The organism is Enterobacter dykesii (assembly GCF_008364625.2).
GTDB classification, from domain to species: domain Bacteria; phylum Pseudomonadota; class Gammaproteobacteria; order Enterobacterales; family Enterobacteriaceae; genus Enterobacter; species Enterobacter dykesii.
Window position 1 is genome coordinate 3,432,906 of sequence record NZ_CP126604.1, and the last position, 16,824, is coordinate 3,449,729.

General features: G+C 53.1%; 11 protein-coding genes, 1 tRNA gene, 3 rRNA genes and 1 other annotated feature. Of the genes, 6 read left to right on the forward strand and 9 right to left on the reverse strand.

Features of this window, described 5'->3' with window-relative positions; translation table 11 throughout:
• Positions 1-7 precede the first annotated feature (7 nt).
• The gene (gene pssA, locus F0320_RS16285) at positions 8-1,363 is read left to right on the forward strand and encodes a CDP-diacylglycerol--serine O-phosphatidyltransferase (protein ID WP_126330047.1); all 1,356 of its coding nucleotides are present in this window, start codon (positions 8-10) and stop codon (positions 1,361-1,363) included.
• Between the two features lie 44 nt (positions 1,364-1,407).
• On the forward strand, positions 1,408-1,731 hold the full coding sequence (locus tag F0320_RS16290) for a YfiM family lipoprotein (RefSeq protein WP_059347155.1): 324 nt from the start codon (positions 1,408-1,410) through the stop codon (positions 1,729-1,731).
• Here the strand turns inward: F0320_RS16290 and F0320_RS16295 are convergent.
• The 8 genes from F0320_RS16295 to rluD form a co-directional block, all read right to left on the reverse strand.
• Positions 1,728-3,023: an MFS transporter gene (locus F0320_RS16295; RefSeq protein ID WP_047652716.1), complete on the reverse strand. Its 1,296-nt coding sequence runs from the start codon at positions 3,021-3,023 to the stop codon at positions 1,728-1,730. The genes F0320_RS16290 and F0320_RS16295 overlap by 4 nt on opposite strands.
• A 209-nt stretch (positions 3,024-3,232) precedes the next feature.
• Positions 3,233-3,348 (reverse strand): 5S ribosomal RNA (gene rrf / locus F0320_RS16300).
• A gap of 67 nt (positions 3,349-3,415) precedes the next feature.
• Positions 3,416-6,321: ribosomal RNA gene (locus F0320_RS16305) — 23S ribosomal RNA — on the reverse strand.
• Positions 6,322-6,503: 182 nt separating this feature from the next.
• A tRNA-Glu gene (locus tag F0320_RS16310) sits at positions 6,504-6,579 on the reverse strand.
• A gap of 84 nt (positions 6,580-6,663) precedes the next feature.
• Positions 6,664-8,205, reverse strand: a 16S ribosomal RNA gene (locus tag F0320_RS16315).
• Together the 16S, 23S and 5S rRNA genes with 1 tRNA gene alongside form the textbook arrangement of a ribosomal RNA operon.
• A 428-nt stretch (positions 8,206-8,633) precedes the next feature.
• A complete protein-coding gene (clpB, locus tag F0320_RS16320; RefSeq protein WP_047650363.1) occupies positions 8,634-11,207 on the reverse strand; it encodes an ATP-dependent chaperone ClpB in 2,574 nt (857 codons plus the stop codon).
• Positions 11,208-11,336: 129 nt separating this feature from the next.
• On the reverse strand, positions 11,337-12,068 hold the full coding sequence (yfiH, locus tag F0320_RS16325) for a purine nucleoside phosphorylase YfiH (protein ID WP_126329443.1): 732 nt from the start codon (positions 12,066-12,068) through the stop codon (positions 11,337-11,339).
• Positions 12,065-13,045, reverse strand: a complete 981-nt coding sequence (rluD, locus tag F0320_RS16330) for a 23S rRNA pseudouridine(1911/1915/1917) synthase RluD (protein ID WP_023308866.1) — start codon at positions 13,043-13,045, stop codon at positions 12,065-12,067. Before rluD ends, yfiH begins: the two co-directional genes overlap by 4 nt.
• Positions 13,046-13,176: 131 nt before the next feature.
• Between rluD and bamD the strand changes: the two genes are divergently transcribed.
• The 4 genes from bamD (at position 13,177) to pheA (ending at position 15,951) form a co-directional block, all read left to right on the forward strand.
• Positions 13,177-13,914 carry an outer membrane protein assembly factor BamD gene (gene bamD / locus F0320_RS16335; RefSeq protein ID WP_023308867.1) on the forward strand — a complete coding sequence of 246 codons (738 nt, stop codon included), beginning with the start codon at positions 13,177-13,179 and terminating at the stop codon, positions 13,912-13,914.
• A 268-nt stretch (positions 13,915-14,182) separates the two neighbouring features.
• Positions 14,183-14,524, forward strand: coding sequence for a ribosome-associated translation inhibitor RaiA (gene raiA, locus F0320_RS16340; protein WP_003863162.1), 342 nt, complete (start codon positions 14,183-14,185; stop codon positions 14,522-14,524).
• A 110-nt stretch (positions 14,525-14,634) separates the two neighbouring features.
• Positions 14,635-14,760: a sequence feature (Phe leader region), on the forward strand.
• Positions 14,636-14,683: a pheA operon leader peptide PheL gene (gene pheL, locus F0320_RS16345; protein WP_100249759.1), complete on the forward strand. Its 48-nt coding sequence runs from the start codon at positions 14,636-14,638 to the stop codon at positions 14,681-14,683. (Overlaps the previous feature by 48 nt.)
• 30 nt (positions 14,761-14,790) lie before the next feature.
• On the forward strand, positions 14,791-15,951 hold the full coding sequence (gene pheA / locus F0320_RS16350; RefSeq protein WP_047650360.1) for a bifunctional chorismate mutase/prephenate dehydratase: 1,161 nt from the start codon (positions 14,791-14,793) through the stop codon (positions 15,949-15,951).
• On the opposite strand, the gene F0320_RS16355 is transcribed toward pheA, so the two are convergent.
• Positions 15,948-16,820: an SMP-30/gluconolactonase/LRE family protein gene (locus tag F0320_RS16355; RefSeq protein WP_126329445.1), complete on the reverse strand. Its 873-nt coding sequence runs from the start codon at positions 16,818-16,820 to the stop codon at positions 15,948-15,950. The two genes, pheA and F0320_RS16355, sit on opposite strands and share 4 nt — an antisense overlap.
• Between the last annotated feature and the right edge of the window lie 4 nt (positions 16,821-16,824).

Genomic DNA, 16,824 nt, shown 5'->3' on the forward strand with positions numbered 1-16,824 from the left:
CACTGTGATGTTGTCAAAATTTAAGCGTAATAAACATCAACAACACCTTGCTCAACTACCGAAGATTTCTCAGTCAGTTGATGATGTAGAGTTCTTTTACGCTCCCGCTCATTTTCGGGAGACGCTTCTGGAAAAGATTGCCAGCGCCACGCGACGCATTTGCATTGTAGCGCTCTATCTTGAACAGGATGAAGGCGGGCGCGCGATCCTAAACGCGCTCTATGAAGCCAAACGTCAGCGTCCGGAACTTGATGTTCGCGTACTGGTAGACTGGCATCGCGCTCAGCGTGGCCGTATCGGCGCTGCCGCCTCAAACACCAATGCTGACTGGTATTGCCGTGCGGCGCAGGAAAATCCTGGCGTTGATGTGCCTGTTTATGGCGTCCCGGTAAATACCCGTGAAGCGCTCGGCGTCCTTCATTTCAAGGGATTCATCATTGATGACAGCGTGCTGTACAGCGGCGCAAGTCTGAACGATGTTTACCTTCATCAGCTCGATAAATATCGCTACGACCGCTACCATCTGATCCGTAATCCGCAGATGGCCGATATCATGTTTAACTGGGTTGATAAAAATCTGGTCTATGGCCGCGGTGTTAATCGCCTTGACGATCCCGAACGTCCGAAAAGCCCGGAAATCAAAAACGATGTTCGCGCCTTCCGCCAGGAGCTGCGTGATGCGGTCTATCATTTCCAGGGCAATGCGAATAACGAAGAGCTATCCGTTACCCCGCTGGTAGGGCTCGGCAAATCAAGCCAGCTGAACAAAACGATCTTCCATCTGATGCCGTGCGCGGAGCAGAAACTCACCATCTGTACGCCGTACTTCAACCTTCCTGCCGTGCTGGTGCGTAATATTATTCAGCTGCTGCGCGACGGTAAAAAAGTGGAAATCATCGTTGGTGATAAAACCGCAAACGACTTCTTCATTCCTGAAGATCAGCCGTTCAAAATCATCGGTGCGCTGCCTTATCTGTATGAGATTAACCTGCGCCGTTTCCTGAGCCGTTTACAGTATTACGTCAACACTGACCAGCTGGTAGTACGCCTCTGGAAAGACGAAGACAATAGTTACCATCTTAAAGGCATGTGGGTCGACGATGAGTGGATGCTGCTGACCGGTAACAACCTCAACCCACGCGCGTGGCGACTGGATCTGGAAAACGCTATCCTGATCCATGACCCGCAGCATGAGTTAGCCGCACAGCGTGAACGTGAGCTGGAGCTGATTCGCACGCATACTACTGTGGTGAATCATTACCGCGAATTGCAGAGCATTGCCGATTACCCGGTGAAAGTCCGCAAGCTTATCCGCCGCTTACGTCGTATCCGTATCGACCGACTTATCAGCCGTATTCTGTAATGTCCAGGCCCTGCCACCCGCAGGGCTTTTTTATGGAGCCGTTGATGCGTATTCCTCTGTTACTTAGCGTCCTCTTTCTCAGTGGCTGTAGCCATATGGCTAACGATAACTGGTCCGGACAGGATAAAGCCCAGCATTTCCTCGCTTCCGCGATGTTGTCCGCAGCCGGTAATGAATATGCGCAGCATCAGGGATACAGCCGGGATCGTAGCGCGGCGATAGGGTTGATGTTCTCAGTCAGTCTTGGAGCATCAAAAGAACTGTGGGATAGCCGCCCCGCAGGGAGCGGCTGGAGCTGGAAAGATTTCGCCTGGGATGTCGCCGGCGCAACGACCGGCTATGCCGTGTGGCAGATGGCGCGCTATTAAAGTCGAATGCCTTTCCCTTTGCGATGCAGCATCAGGGAAACAACAAAAGCCAGTGCGCCCATTATCGTTACGTACCAGAAGAATGTCGTTTCACTTCCCCATGATTTAAGCGACAACGCAACGTACTCCGCCGATCCGCCAAACAACGCATTAGCTACCGCATAAGAGAGCCCGACCCCTAAAGCGCGTACCTGCGCCGGGAACATTTCAGCTTTCAGTATTCCGCTAATAGAGGTATAGAAACTGACAATCACCATCGCCAGCATCAGCAGCGCAAACGCCGCATACGGCGAAGTCACATGCTGAAGGGCCGACAGAATAGGTACGGTACATAACGCCGACAGGCCGCCAAAAATCAGCATCGACGTACGTCGACCGATTTTATCCGAGAGCGCACCGATAATAGGTTGTATGAGCATAAAGACAAACAGCGCCACGGTCATGACTACGCTGGCAACGTTTGCGTGCATGCCGGTGGTGTTCACCAGGTACTTCTGCATATAGGTCGTGAACGTGTAGAAACTGAGAGAGCCACCCGCAGTAAAGCCCAGCACCATAAGGAAAGCTTTGCGGTTACGCCATAACCCTTTGAATGTTCCAGCCTCCTTCAGCGTTCTGACTTCCTTCTGAGAGGTTTCATCTAACTGACGGCGTAGCCAAAGTGCGACAACCGCCAGTACTGCGCCCATCGCGAAAGGAATTCGCCATCCCCAGGCATGAAGTTGTTCGTCCGTCAGAATTTGCTGCAGGATCACCACCACAAGAATGGCCAGCAGTTGACCACCAATCAGCGTGACGTACTGGAATGAGGCGTAAAAACCTTTACGGCCTTCCAGTGCAATCTCACTCATGTAGGTCGCACTGGTACCGTATTCACCCCCCACCGATAATCCCTGAAATAAGCGGGCCAGTAACAGTAGCGCCGGTGCCCAGGTGCCAATCGATTCATATCCCGGTAAGCAAGCGATCACCAGAGAACCAAAGCACATCATGCACACCGAGATCAGCATAGAAGCCTTACGGCCGCGACGATCCGCAATGCGGCCGAACAGCCAGCCCCCAATGGGTCGCATTAAAAACCCTGCAGCAAAAACCCCCGCTGTTTGTAGCAGCTGCGTTGTGGTGTTGCCGGATGGGAAAAAAATATGTGCGAAGTAGAGTGAACAGAATGAGTAGACGTAAAAGTCGAACCATTCAACCAGATTCCCTGAAGAGGCGCTGACGATTGCCCATACCCTTCTTCGGGTATCACTGTTAGCCAGCGTCCCGTTTGATGTAATGCTTTCTGTCATTGTGATTATGCTCCTGCCATAAACAGCGGCGTATTGAGCCAGGAGACTCAATTACCTCGTAAATGAAATGTTATAATTTTGTTATAAATGACATTGCGACAGGGATCACACATTCCATTAGCAGGATAAGGGATTAAGAGAAAGGCCAGAGAGGTTAAGCGCAAAGCAAAAAACCCCGCACCTTACGGTACGGGGTTCTTCTAATTGATGCCTGGCAGTTCCCTACTCTCACATGGGGAGACCCCACACTACCATCGGCGCTACGGCGTTTCACTTCTGAGTTCGGCATGGGGTCAGGTGGGACCACCGCGCTAAAGCCGCCAGGCAAATTCTGTTAATCTGTATCAGGCTGAAAATCGTGTCTCTCTTCGCCAAAACACCTTCGGCGTTGTAAGGTTAAGCCTCACGGTTCATTAGTATCGGTTAGCTCAACGCATCGCTGCGCTTACACACCCGACCTATCAACGTCGTAGTCTTCAACGTTCCTTCAGGACCCTTAAAGGGTCAGGGAGAACTCATCTCGGGGCAAGTTTCGTGCTTAGATGCTTTCAGCACTTATCTTTTCCGCATTTAGCTACCGGGCAGTGCCATTGGCATGACAACCCGAACACCAGTGATGCGTCCACTCCGGTCCTCTCGTACTAGGAGCAGCCCCCCTCAATTCTCCAGCGCCCACGGCAGATAGGGACCGAACTGTCTCACGACGTTCTAAACCCAGCTCGCGTACCACTTTAAATGGCGAACAGCCATACCCTTGGGACCTACTTCAGCCCCAGGATGTGATGAGCCGACATCGAGGTGCCAAACACCGCCGTCGATATGAACTCTTGGGCGGTATCAGCCTGTTATCCCCGGAGTACCTTTTATCCGTTGAGCGATGGCCCTTCCATTCAGAACCACCGGATCACTATGACCTGCTTTCGCACCTGCTCGAGCCGTCACTCTCGCAGTCAAGCTAGCTTATGCCATTGCACTAACCTCCTGATGTCCGACCAGGATTAGCTAACCTTCGTGCTCCTCCGTTACTCTTTGGGAGGAGACCGCCCCAGTCAAACTACCCACCAGACACTGTCCGCAACCCGGATTACGGGTCTACGTTAGAACACCAGCCATTAAAGGGTGGTATTTCAAGGGCGGCTCCACGCAGACTGGCGTCCACGCTTCAAAGCCTCCCACCTATCCTACACATCAAGGACCAGTGTTCAGTGTCAAGCTATAGTAAAGGTTCACGGGGTCTTTCCGTCTTGCCGCGGGTACACTGCATCTTCACAGCGAGTTCAATTTCACTGAGTCTCGGGTGGAGACAGCCTGGCCATCATTACGCCATTCGTGCAGGTCGGAACTTACCCGACAAGGAATTTCGCTACCTTAGGACCGTTATAGTTACGGCCGCCGTTTACCGGGGCTTCGATCAAGAGCTTCGCGTTACCGCTAACCCCATCAATTAACCTTCCGGCACCGGGCAGGCGTCACACCGTATACGTCCACTTTCGTGTTTGCACAGTGCTGTGTTTTTAATAAACAGTTGCAGCCAGCTGGTATCTTCGACTGATTTCAGCTCCACCCGCAGGGGCTTCACCTACATATCAGCGTGCCTTCTCCCGAAGTTACGGCACCATTTTGCCTAGTTCCTTCACCCGAGTTCTCTCAAGCGCCTTGGTATTCTCTACCTGACCACCTGTGTCGGTTTGGGGTACGATTTCGTGTTACCTGATGCTTAGAGGCTTTTCCTGGAAGCAGGGCATTTGTTACTTCAGCACCGTAGTGCCTCGTCATCACACCTCAGCGTTAAAAAGGTACCGGATTTACCTGGAACCTCCGCCTACATGCTTAAACCGGGACAACCGTCGCCCGGCTAACATAGCCTTCTCCGTCCCCCCTTCGCAGTAACACCAAGTACAGGAATATTAACCTGTTTCCCATCGACTACGCCTTTCGGCCTCGCCTTAGGGGTCGACTCACCCTGCCCCGATTAACGTTGGACAGGAACCCTTGGTCTTCCGGCGAGCGGGCTTTTCACCCGCTTTATCGTTACTTATGTCAGCATTCGCACTTCTGATACCTCCAGCAACCCTCACAGGCCACCTTCAACGGCTTACAGAACGCTCCCCTACCCAACAACGCATAAGCGTCGCTGCCGCAGCTTCGGTGCATGGTTTAGCCCCGTTACATCTTCCGCGCAGGCCGACTCGACCAGTGAGCTATTACGCTTTCTTTAAATGATGGCTGCTTCTAAGCCAACATCCTGGCTGTCTGTGCCTTCCCACATCGTTTCCCACTTAACCATGACTTTGGGACCTTAGCTGGCGGTCTGGGTTGTTTCCCTCTTCACGACGGACGTTAGCACCCGCCGTGTGTCTCCCGTGATAACATTCTTCGGTATTCGTAGTTTGCATCGGGTTGGTAAGCCGGGATGGCCCCCTAGCCGAAACAGTGCTCTACCCCCGAAGATGAGTTCACGAGGCGCTACCTAAATAGCTTTCGGGGAGAACCAGCTATCTCCCGGTTTGATTGGCCTTTCACCCCCAGCCACAAGTCATCCGCTAATTTTTCAACATTAGTCGGTTCGGTCCTCCAGTTAGTGTTACCCAACCTTCAACCTGCCCATGGCTAGATCACCGGGTTTCGGGTCTATACCCTGCAACTTAACGCCCAGTTAAGACTCGGTTTCCCTTCGGCTCCCCTATACGGTTAACCTTGCTACAGAATATAAGTCGCTGACCCATTATACAAAAGGTACGCAGTCACACCACGAAGGTGCTCCCACTGCTTGTACGTACACGGTTTCAGGTTCTTTTTCACTCCCCTCGCCGGGGTTCTTTTCGCCTTTCCCTCACGGTACTGGTTCACTATCGGTCAGTCAGGAGTATTTAGCCTTGGAGGATGGTCCCCCCATATTCAGACAGGATACCACGTGTCCCGCCCTACTCTTCGAGTTCACAGCCTGTGTGCTTTCGTGTACGGGACTGTCACCCTGTACCGTGCGACTTTCCAGACGCTTCCACTAACACACAAGCTGATTCAGACTCTGGGCTGCTCCCCGTTCGCTCGCCGCTACTGGGGGAATCTCGGTTGATTTCTTTTCCTCGGGGTACTTAGATGTTTCAGTTCCCCCGGTTCGCCTCGTTAACCTATGTATTCAGTTAACGATAGTGCAACGAATTGCACTGGGTTTCCCCATTCGGACATCGCCGGGTCAAAGGTTCATATCACCTCGCCGGCGCTTTTCGCAGATTAGCACGTCCTTCATCGCCTCTGACTGCCAGGGCATCCACCGTGTACGCTTAGTCGCTTAACCTCACAACCCGAAGATGTTTCACTTCTGATTGCGAAAATTTGAGAGACTCGAACACACCATTAAGATGTGTCGTTTCAATTTTCAGCTTGATCCAGATTTTTAAAGAGCAAATATCTCAAACGTCACCCGAAGATGAGTTTTGAGATATGACGGCAGGTGACTTTCACTCACGAACCAGCAAGTGGCGTCCCCTAGGGGATTCGAACCCCTGTTACCGCCGTGAAAGGGCGGTGTCCTGGGCCTCTAGACGAAGGGGACGTAAAGTCTCAATCGCAAGACGCCTTGCTATTTACTTTTCATCAGACAATCTGTGTGAGCACTACAAAGGCAGGTTCTTTAAGGTAAGGAGGTGATCCAACCGCAGGTTCCCCTACGGTTACCTTGTTACGACTTCACCCCAGTCATGAATCACAAAGTGGTAAGCGCCCTCCCGAAGGTTAAGCTACCTACTTCTTTTGCAACCCACTCCCATGGTGTGACGGGCGGTGTGTACAAGGCCCGGGAACGTATTCACCGTAGCATTCTGATCTACGATTACTAGCGATTCCGACTTCATGGAGTCGAGTTGCAGACTCCAATCCGGACTACGACGCACTTTATGAGGTCCGCTTGCTCTCGCGAGGTCGCTTCTCTTTGTATGCGCCATTGTAGCACGTGTGTAGCCCTACTCGTAAGGGCCATGATGACTTGACGTCATCCCCACCTTCCTCCAGTTTATCACTGGCAGTCTCCTTTGAGTTCCCGGCCGGACCGCTGGCAACAAAGGATAAGGGTTGCGCTCGTTGCGGGACTTAACCCAACATTTCACAACACGAGCTGACGACAGCCATGCAGCACCTGTCTCAGAGTTCCCGAAGGCACCAAAGCATCTCTGCTAAGTTCTCTGGATGTCAAGAGTAGGTAAGGTTCTTCGCGTTGCATCGAATTAAACCACATGCTCCACCGCTTGTGCGGGCCCCCGTCAATTCATTTGAGTTTTAACCTTGCGGCCGTACTCCCCAGGCGGTCGACTTAACGCGTTAGCTCCGGAAGCCACGCCTCAAGGGCACAACCTCCAAGTCGACATCGTTTACGGCGTGGACTACCAGGGTATCTAATCCTGTTTGCTCCCCACGCTTTCGCACCTGAGCGTCAGTCTTTGTCCAGGGGGCCGCCTTCGCCACCGGTATTCCTCCAGATCTCTACGCATTTCACCGCTACACCTGGAATTCTACCCCCCTCTACAAGACTCTAGCCTGCCAGTTTCGAATGCAGTTCCCAGGTTGAGCCCGGGGATTTCACATCCGACTTGACAGACCGCCTGCGTGCGCTTTACGCCCAGTAATTCCGATTAACGCTTGCACCCTCCGTATTACCGCGGCTGCTGGCACGGAGTTAGCCGGTGCTTCTTCTGCGGGTAACGTCAATCGACAAGGTTATTAACCTTATCGCCTTCCTCCCCGCTGAAAGTACTTTACAACCCGAAGGCCTTCTTCATACACGCGGCATGGCTGCATCAGGCTTGCGCCCATTGTGCAATATTCCCCACTGCTGCCTCCCGTAGGAGTCTGGACCGTGTCTCAGTTCCAGTGTGGCTGGTCATCCTCTCAGACCAGCTAGGGATCGTCGCCTAGGTGAGCCGTTACCCCACCTACTAGCTAATCCCATCTGGGCACATCTGATGGCAAGAGGCCCGAAGGTCCCCCTCTTTGGTCTTGCGACGTTATGCGGTATTAGCTACCGTTTCCAGTAGTTATCCCCCTCCATCAGGCAGTTTCCCAGACATTACTCACCCGTCCGCCGCTCGTCACCCGGAGAGCAAGCTCTCCTGTGCTACCGCTCGACTTGCATGTGTTAGGCCTGCCGCCAGCGTTCAATCTGAGCCATGATCAAACTCTTCAATTTAAGTTTGATGCTCGTGAATTAAACTTCGTAATGAATTACGTATGTTCACTCAGAGACTTGGTATTCATTTTTCGTCCGAGGACGTTAAGAATCCATGTCACTTTGAGTGCCCACACAGATTGTCTGATAAATTGTTAAAGAGCAGTGCCGCTTCGCTTTTCGCTGCGGCGCGGGGTGTGCATATTACGCTTTCCCGCTTCAGAGTCAAGCGTTTATTTTCGCTTTTCTCTGCTGACCCGGCGGCGTGTGTGCCGTTGTTCCGTGTCAGTGGAGGCGCATTATAGGGAGTTATTCCGAAGCCGCAAGGGTAAAGTGAAAATTATTTACTGACCGCTCACTTTCCAGGCAACATTTACTCCAGACCTCAATTTTCGCCTGGTTTTTAAACAAAAACGAGCCGCTTGCGGCTCGTTTTTGCGTTTTGTGACTTACTGCACTGCCACAATCCGATCGTCGTGGGCTTCCAGACGGATAACTTTGCCCGGAATCAACTCTCCGGAGAGGATCTGCTGCGCCAGCGGGTTTTCGATCTGCTGCTGGATAGCACGTTTTAATGGACGCGCACCGTACACCGGATCGTAACCATTCTCGCTCAGCAGCTTCAGCGCCTCGTCGGAGATATGAATTTCATACCCACGCTCTTCCAGACGTTTGTAAAGACGCTGCAGCTGGATCTGCGCAATCGACGCAATGTGTTTCTCACCCAGAGGATGGAACACCACCACTTCATCAATACGGTTGATGAACTCCGGACGGAAGTTATGGCTGACGACACCGAGCACCAGATCCTTCATATGGCTATAGTCCAGTTCACCGAAACGTTCCTGAATCAGATCGGAACCCAGGTTCGAGGTCATGATGACAACCGTATTACGGAAGTCGACCGTTCTCCCCTGCCCGTCTGTCAGACGACCATCGTCCAGCACCTGAAGCAGGATGTTGAACACATCCGGGTGCGCTTTTTCCACTTCATCCAGCAGGATGACGGAATAAGGGCGACGGCGAACCGCTTCCGTCAGATAACCACCTTCTTCATAACCTACGTATCCCGGAGGCGCACCGACCAGACGCGAAACGGAGTGTTTCTCCATAAACTCGGACATATCGATACGCACCATCGCATCGTCGCTGTCGAACATAAAGTTAGCCAGCGCTTTACAAAGCTCGGTCTTACCGACGCCGGTTGGCCCCAGGAACAGGAACGAACCAATCGGGCGGTTTGGATCGGACAGCCCTGCACGGCTACGACGAATGGCGTTGGAAACCGCCTCAACCGCTTCGTTCTGGCCAATCACCCGATTATGGAGATCTTGCTCCATGCGCAGCAGTTTTTCACGCTCGCCTTCCAGCATGCGCGCCACCGGAATACCGGTCCAGCGAGCAAGCACTTCCGCGATTTCTGCATCCGTCACTTTATTACGTAACAGACGCATCGTTTTCCCTTCTGACTGCGTCGCTATCTCAAGCTGTTTTTCCAGCTCAGGAATTTTGCCGTACTGCAGTTCAGACATCCGCGCCAGATCGCCGACACGGCGAGCCTGCTCAATGGCAATTTTTGCCTGTTCGAGTTCAGCTTTGATGGTCTGCGTACCTGAAAGGGATGCTTTCTCGGCTTTCCACTCTTCTTCCAGCTCAGAGTACTGGCGCTCTTTATCGTCCAGTTCTTCATTGAGCATATCCAGGCGTTTCTTACTGGCTTCATCAGACTCTTTCTTCAGCGCCTGCTGTTCCAGCTTGAGCTGAATGATGCGTCGGTCGAGTCTGTCCAGCTCTTCCGGCTTCGAGTCAATCTGCATACGAATGCTCGACGCCGCTTCATCAATCAGGTCGATCGCCTTATCCGGCAGCTGACGGTCAGCAATATAACGATGCGAAAGCGTCGCCGCCGCAACGATGGCTGGGTCCGTAATCTGCACGTGGTGGTGCAGCTCATAGCGCTCTTTCAGACCACGCAAAATCGCGATGGTATCTTCAACGCTTGGCTCAGCAACAAACACTTTCTGGAAACGACGTTCCAGCGCAGCATCTTTCTCAATGTACTGACGGTACTCGTCGAGCGTGGTGGCACCGACGCAGTGAAGTTCACCGCGCGCCAGAGCAGGTTTCAGCATGTTCCCGGCATCCATAGCGCCGTCGGCTTTACCTGCACCAACCATGGTGTGCAGCTCATCGATAAACAGGATAACGTTGCCTTCCTGCTTCGCCAGATCGTTAAGCACGCCTTTGAGGCGCTCTTCAAACTCGCCGCGGTATTTCGCACCGGCCACCAGCGCGCCCATATCCAGCGCCAGTACGCGGCGACCTTTCAGACCTTCCGGCACTTCCCCGTTGACGATACGCTGCGCCAGCCCTTCAACAATAGCGGTTTTACCGACACCCGGTTCACCAATCAACACCGGGTTGTTCTTGGTACGACGCTGCAGTACCTGAATCGTACGCCGGATTTCTTCGTCACGGCCGATAACCGGGTCAAGTTTGCCCTGTTCAGCACGCTCGGTCAGATCGACCGTAAATTTCTTCAAAGCCTGACGTTGGTCTTCGGCTCCCTGATCGTTCACGCTTTCACCTCCGCGCATTTTCTCAATCGCCTGAGTCACATTGGCGGTGGTCGCACCGGCAGATTTCAGCAGGTCGGTCAAGGTGCCGCGTGATTCAAGCGCCGCCAGAACAAACAGCTCTGACGAAATAAAGTTGTCCCCACGTTTTTGCGCCAGCTTGTCGCAAAGGTTCAGCACGCGCACCAGATCCTGCGACGGCTGAACGTCGCCGCCGGTCCCTTCGACCTGCGGTAAACGGCTCAGCGCCTGATCGATAGCGGTGCGTAACTGGCCAGCATTAATGCCAGCGGACGTTAATAAAGGACGTACCGATCCCCCTTCCTGATTCAGCAAGGCGCTCATTAAATGAAGAGGTTCGATAAATTGGTTGTCGTGCCCCAGTGCGAGGGACTGGGCATCGGCGAGAGCAAGCTGGAATTTATTGGTAAGACGATCCAGACGCATAACTCCTCCCATAACAGGTCAAATTTGCTACTGGAGATTAAATGAGGTCATCCCTCAATTATTCAAGGTTAATGACCTGAATTATGTGAAAAGAAAACGGCACGTACCGGATCGTCTTGATTCTTTAGGTTATATCAGCCAAATGAAACTTGCCATACGCCCCGTGGTCTTGTCGCGACGATAGGAGAAAAAATCACCCTTTTCGGTGAATGTGCAGCGATCGCCGCCGAAGATCTGCGTCACGCCGACGTTATTCAGGCGCTGACGGGCAAGCTGATAAATATTGGCCAGATATTTTTCTCCAACGGGTTTGAAGGCATTAACGGCTTGCGGATCTTTCTCCATAAACGCTTCACGAACCTCCGGGCCCACCTCAAATGCCTGAGGACCAATTGCCGGGCCAAGCCAGGCAATTATATTGTCAGGGGAATCTTTGAAACAGGCGACGGTCTCTTCGAGCACGCCTTCACACAGACCACGCCAGCCCGCGTGTGCTGCTGCCACCTCGGTACCTGCACGGTTACAGAACAGAACCGGCAGACAATCGGCGGTCATCACGGCACAAACGGTTCCCGGATTATTACTGTAAGAGGCATCAGCGCGTTTAGAAGCATAGGGTTCCACCGTCAACTTCAGTACCGCGTTACCATGAACCTGTTCCAGCCAGACCGGTTTCGACGGCAAGTTCCCCGCAGCAAACAAACGTCTGCGGTTCTCTTCAACGTGTTCCAGGTTGTCGCCACAGTGCGCACCGAGGTTCAAAGACTCCCACGCGCCCTGGCTAACACCGCCAATACGGGTTGAACTGCAGGCAGCCACGCCTTCAGGCAATGGCCACTCCGGGACAATCAGTTTGGTCATAACCAGTCCACTTGATCCTTATGTTCTTCGAAATCAGCACGCATGGCGTCGATAAGATCCACCATATCCTGCGGGATAGGCGCATGCCACTCCATCTGAATACCGGTGATAGGGTGGTAAAGACGCAGCATGGTCGCGTGCAGCGCCTGACGATCGAATTTACGCAATACGCTGATGAACTCATCCGATGCGCCTTTAGGCGGACGCGGGCGGCCACCGTAGACCTGATCCCCCACCAGCGGATGGGTAATGTGGGCCATATGCACACGGATCTGGTGAGTACGTCCGGTTTCCAGACGCAGACGCAGGCGCGTATGAATACGGAAGTGCTCCATAATGCGATAGTGCGTCACCGCCGGTTTACCCATCGGATGCACCGACATATGGGTACGTTTGGTTGGGTGACGGCTGATTGGCTCTTCCACCGTTCCGCCAGAGGTCATATGCCCAATGGCTACCGCTTCATACTCGCGGGTGATTTCGCGCAGCTGCAGCGATTCCACCAGACGGGTTTGAGCAGGAACGGTCTTCGCCACTACCATCAAACCGGTGGTATCTTTATCCAGACGGTGCACGATGCCCGCGCGCGGGACATCCGCGATCGGCGGATAATAATGGAGAAGTGCGTTAAGCACCGTACCGTCAGGGTTCCCCGCGCCCGGATGTACAACCAGGTCGCGCGGCTTGTTGATCACCAGAATGTCATCATCTTCATAGACGATGTCCAGTGGGATATCCTGCGGCTCGAAGCGGATTTCCTCTTCAATTTCAGCATTGATGGCGACAGCTTCCCCACCTAACACTTTCTCTTTTGGTTTGTCCCAGATCTTGCCGTTTACCAGCACGCGCTGGTCAAGGATCCATTCTTTTATGCGTGAACGCGAATAATCAGGGAACAATTCGGCCAAAGCCTGATCTAAGCGTTGACCGAGCTGATTTTCGGAGACTGTTGCGGTGAGTTCTACTCGTTGTGCCATAAACTGCTTCTTCGTTTAACGTTGGGTTTTACGGCTTTGCCGTTTAATATAGTGTGCTATTGTAGCTGGTCTTAATCGGGAGCAGGAACAGAGTTTCTCCCGGACAAACATTTGAGGAAAGTCAAAACGTCATGACGCGCATGAAATATCTGGTGGCAGCGGCCACGTTGAGCCTGGCTTTGGTGGGCTGCTCCGGTTCAAATGAACAGGTCCCTGACAATCCGCCGAATGAAATCTATGCGACTGCACAACAAAAGTTGCAGGACGGTAACTGGAAACAGGCGATAACGCAACTGGAAGCGTTGGATAATCGCTATCCATTTGGTCCGTATTCGCAGCAGGTACAGTTAGATCTCATCTACGCATACTATAAAAATGCCGATCTGCCTCTGGCTCAGGCAACCATCGATCGTTTCATGCGTCTGAACCCGACTCATCCTAACATCGACTACGTGATGTACATGCGCGGCCTCACCAATATGGCGCTGGACGACAGTGCGCTGCAGGGCTTCTTCGGCGTGGATCGTTCCGACCGTGACCCGCAGCATGCGCGTGATGCCTTCAATGACTTCTCCAAGCTTGTGCGCGGCTATCCGAACAGTCAGTACGTGACCGACGCGACCAAACGTCTGGTATTCCTGAAAGATCGTCTGGCAAAATATGAATACTCCGTAGCGGAATACTATACCCGCCGTGGTGCATGGGTTGCTGTGGTTAACCGCGTAGAAGGTATGCTGCGTGATTACCCGGATACTCAGGCAACGCGCGACGGCCTGAAGCTGATGGAAAATGCCTATCGTCAGATGCAGATGACCGCTCAGGCTGAAAAAGTGGCGAAAATCATCGCCGCGAACAGCAGCAACACCTGATCTTGCCTCAATACAAAACGGCAGCCCAAAGGCTGCCGTTTTTTTATTCATTTTAGCGCGTCGCTGAAGCGCTTAAGCCCCAACACATCCAGTCAACTATGGCCCCAATTTTTTCCTTCGACAAGGTAAATCTCACCTCTTCCTGCCCTGCCTCACAAAAAAGATTCCCTGACAAAAACCGACAAAATAACGTGATCTAAATCACACATTTTGACATTAGGTCGGGTATGCTGGAATCACCAAGACGGAAAGACAAGAGGTAAAATTTATGACAATGAACATTACCAGTAAACAAATGGAAATTACTCCGGCAATCCGCCAACACGTCGCAGACCGTCTCGCCAAACTGGATAAATGGCAAACTCATTTGATTAATCCACATATCATCCTGTCCAAGGAGCCTCAGGGTTTCATCGCTGACGCAACTATCAATACTCCAAACGGCCATCTGGTCGCCAGCGCAAAACACGAGGATATGTACACCGCTATTAACGATTTGATCAACAAGCTGGAACGGCAGCTCAATAAAGTGCAACACAAAGGTGAAGCCCGTCGCGCCGCAACATCGGTGAAAGACGCCAGCTTCGCGGAAGAAGTTGAAGAAGAGTAATCCTTTAAATTGAGTGTACCGCCAACGCGCCTTCGGGCGCGTTTTTTGTTTTTTATTGACAGGGTGAAAACAGTGCGGGTACTTTAACGGTATCAATCACAGGATGACTTTATGAAACTTACGCCGTTCTTCTTCGCATTCTTTTTTACCTTCCCCTGAACGGGAGGCGTTTCGTCGTGTGATAAAGAATGCGAAGACGAACAACAAGGCCTCCCACACCGGGGGGCCTTTTTTATTGATAACGATAAAATGAGACCGACAACACTATGACACCGGAAAACCCGTTACTGGATCTGCGAGTAAAAATCAGCGCGCTGGATGAGAAACTGCTGGCGCTGCTGGCCGAACGCCGCGCGCTTGCCGTTGAAGTGGGCAAAGCCAAGCTGGACTCCCATCGTCCGGTCCGTGATATTGACCGCGAGCGGGATCTGCTGGAACGTCTTATTCAGCTCGGCAAAGCGCATCACCTCGATGCCCACTACATTACCCGGTTATTCCAGCTCATCATTGAAGACTCCGTTCTCACCCAGCAAGCGCTGCTCCAGCAGCATCTGAACAAAACCAATCCACACTCTGCGCGTATCGCCTTCCTCGGTCCGAAAGGATCTTATTCTCACCTGGCCGCACGTCAGTATGCCGCACGCCATTTCGAAGAATTTATTGAGAGCGGCTGCGCGAAGTTTGCCGACATATTTAATCAGGTTGAGACCGGCCAGGCGGATTACGCCGTCGTACCTATTGAAAACACCAGCTCCGGCGCCATCAACGACGTTTACGATTTGCTGCAGCACACCAGCCTGTCGCTGGTTGGCGAGCTGACGATCCCAATCGATCACTGCGTGCTGGTCTCCGGATCAACCGACCTGAGCAAGATCGAAACGGTTTACAGTCATCCACAGCCGTTCCAGCAGTGCAGCCAGTTCCTGAACCGCTATCCGAGCTGGAAAATTGAGTACACCGAAAGCACCTCGGCGGCGATGGAAAAAGTGGCGCAGGCTAACTCCCCAACCGTAGCTGCTCTCGGCAGCGAAGCGGGCGGCGCACTGTATGGTTTACAGGTGCTGGAACGCAACCTGGCGAACCAGACGCAAAATATCACCCGCTTCGTGGTGCTGGCCCGCAAGGCAATCAATGTATCAGACCAGGTGCCGGCCAAAACCACGCTGCTGATGGCGACCGGCCAACAGGCTGGGGCGCTGGTTGAAGCCCTGCTGGTGCTGCGTAACCACAACCTGATCATGACCAGGCTGGAATCACGCCCAATCCACGGTAACCCGTGGGAAGAGATGTTCTACCTCGATATCCAGGCCAACCTGGAGTCTGCTTCCATGCAGAAGGCCCTGCGCGAACTGGGCGAGATCACACGTTCCATGAAGGTGCTGGGCTGCTATCCGAGCGAAAACGTCGTCCCGGTCGATCCGACCTAACGTTCGATAAAGCGGCTTTTCTTCATCCCTGCCACGTTCACCGGCAGGGTGAAGATGGCGCCGGAGAGCGGATACTTCGCCACCTCGTCCGCATCCATATTTTCCCGCGTGGTGGTAATAAACAGCGTTTTCATGTCATCGCCGCCAAAGCAGACCATCGTCGGGCAACGAACCGGCATGCGATATTCTTCCAGCTGTTCCCCTTGCGGAGAAAAACGCGCAATACGCCAGCCGTCAAACAGCGCGCTCCAGTAGCAGCCTTCCACATCCATCGCCGCGCCGTCCGGTATCCCTGCGCCTTCTTTAAACTGACGAAACACCTCACGCCTGCCGGGTTCGCCCTGCTCATCAAGCGGCGTTCGGTAAATAACGCCATTTGGCGTATCTGAAGTAAACATCCATTGATTATCCGGGCTAAACGCTAAGCCGTTGTGGCCGTGAATATCGCACTGGATCACTTTCGGCGTCAGGTCGTTGTCGATGCGCATCAGCAGGGCACCGTTGTAATCTCCCGGCCCCCAAAACGTGCCCGCGTAGAATCGTCCCAGAGAATCGGTGCCGCCGTCGTTAAAGCGTGCGAGCTGCGGGTTAGAGGGGTTATCGCACACCTTGCGCTGCAGGAGGCCATGCTTATCGGCAAGCCAGATGCCATTACGCATGGCGACGATAAACCCGCCGCGCTCCCGCAGCGCGAAACAGCCCACCTCCTCGTGGAAAGAAAGCACGGTGTGTTCTTCCGTTGGCAGATGGTAGCGGTGGATCTCCCCTTCCAGAATATCGGCCCAGTAGAGCGCGTGCTCTTCTGCGCTCCACGTCGGGCATTCAGGCAAATGCCCGGTGTAATTCAACAGCAGCTGCGGTTCAGCCATGACA

Excerpts from the sequence above, each read along its gene's own strand:
- pssA (WP_126330047.1), top strand. The coding sequence starts at position 8 with ATGTTGTCAAAATTTAAGCGTAATAAACATCAACAACACCTTGCTCAA.
- F0320_RS16290 (WP_059347155.1), top strand. The coding sequence starts at position 1,408 with ATGCGTATTCCTCTGTTACTTAGCGTCCTCTTTCTCAGTGGCTGTAGC.
- F0320_RS16295 (WP_047652716.1), bottom strand. The coding sequence starts at position 3,023 with ATGACAGAAAGCATTACATCAAACGGGACGCTGGCTAACAGTGATACC.
- clpB (WP_047650363.1), bottom strand. The coding sequence starts at position 11,207 with ATGCGTCTGGATCGTCTTACCAATAAATTCCAGCTTGCTCTCGCCGAT.
- yfiH (WP_126329443.1), bottom strand. The coding sequence starts at position 12,068 with ATGACCAAACTGATTGTCCCGGAGTGGCCATTGCCTGAAGGCGTGGCT.
- rluD (WP_023308866.1), bottom strand. The coding sequence starts at position 13,045 with ATGGCACAACGAGTAGAACTCACCGCAACAGTCTCCGAAAATCAGCTC.
- bamD (WP_023308867.1), top strand. The coding sequence starts at position 13,177 with ATGACGCGCATGAAATATCTGGTGGCAGCGGCCACGTTGAGCCTGGCT.
- raiA (WP_003863162.1), top strand. The coding sequence starts at position 14,183 with ATGACAATGAACATTACCAGTAAACAAATGGAAATTACTCCGGCAATC.
- pheA (WP_047650360.1), top strand. The coding sequence starts at position 14,791 with ATGACACCGGAAAACCCGTTACTGGATCTGCGAGTAAAAATCAGCGCG.
- F0320_RS16355 (WP_126329445.1), bottom strand. The coding sequence starts at position 16,820 with ATGGCTGAACCGCAGCTGCTGTTGAATTACACCGGGCATTTGCCTGAA.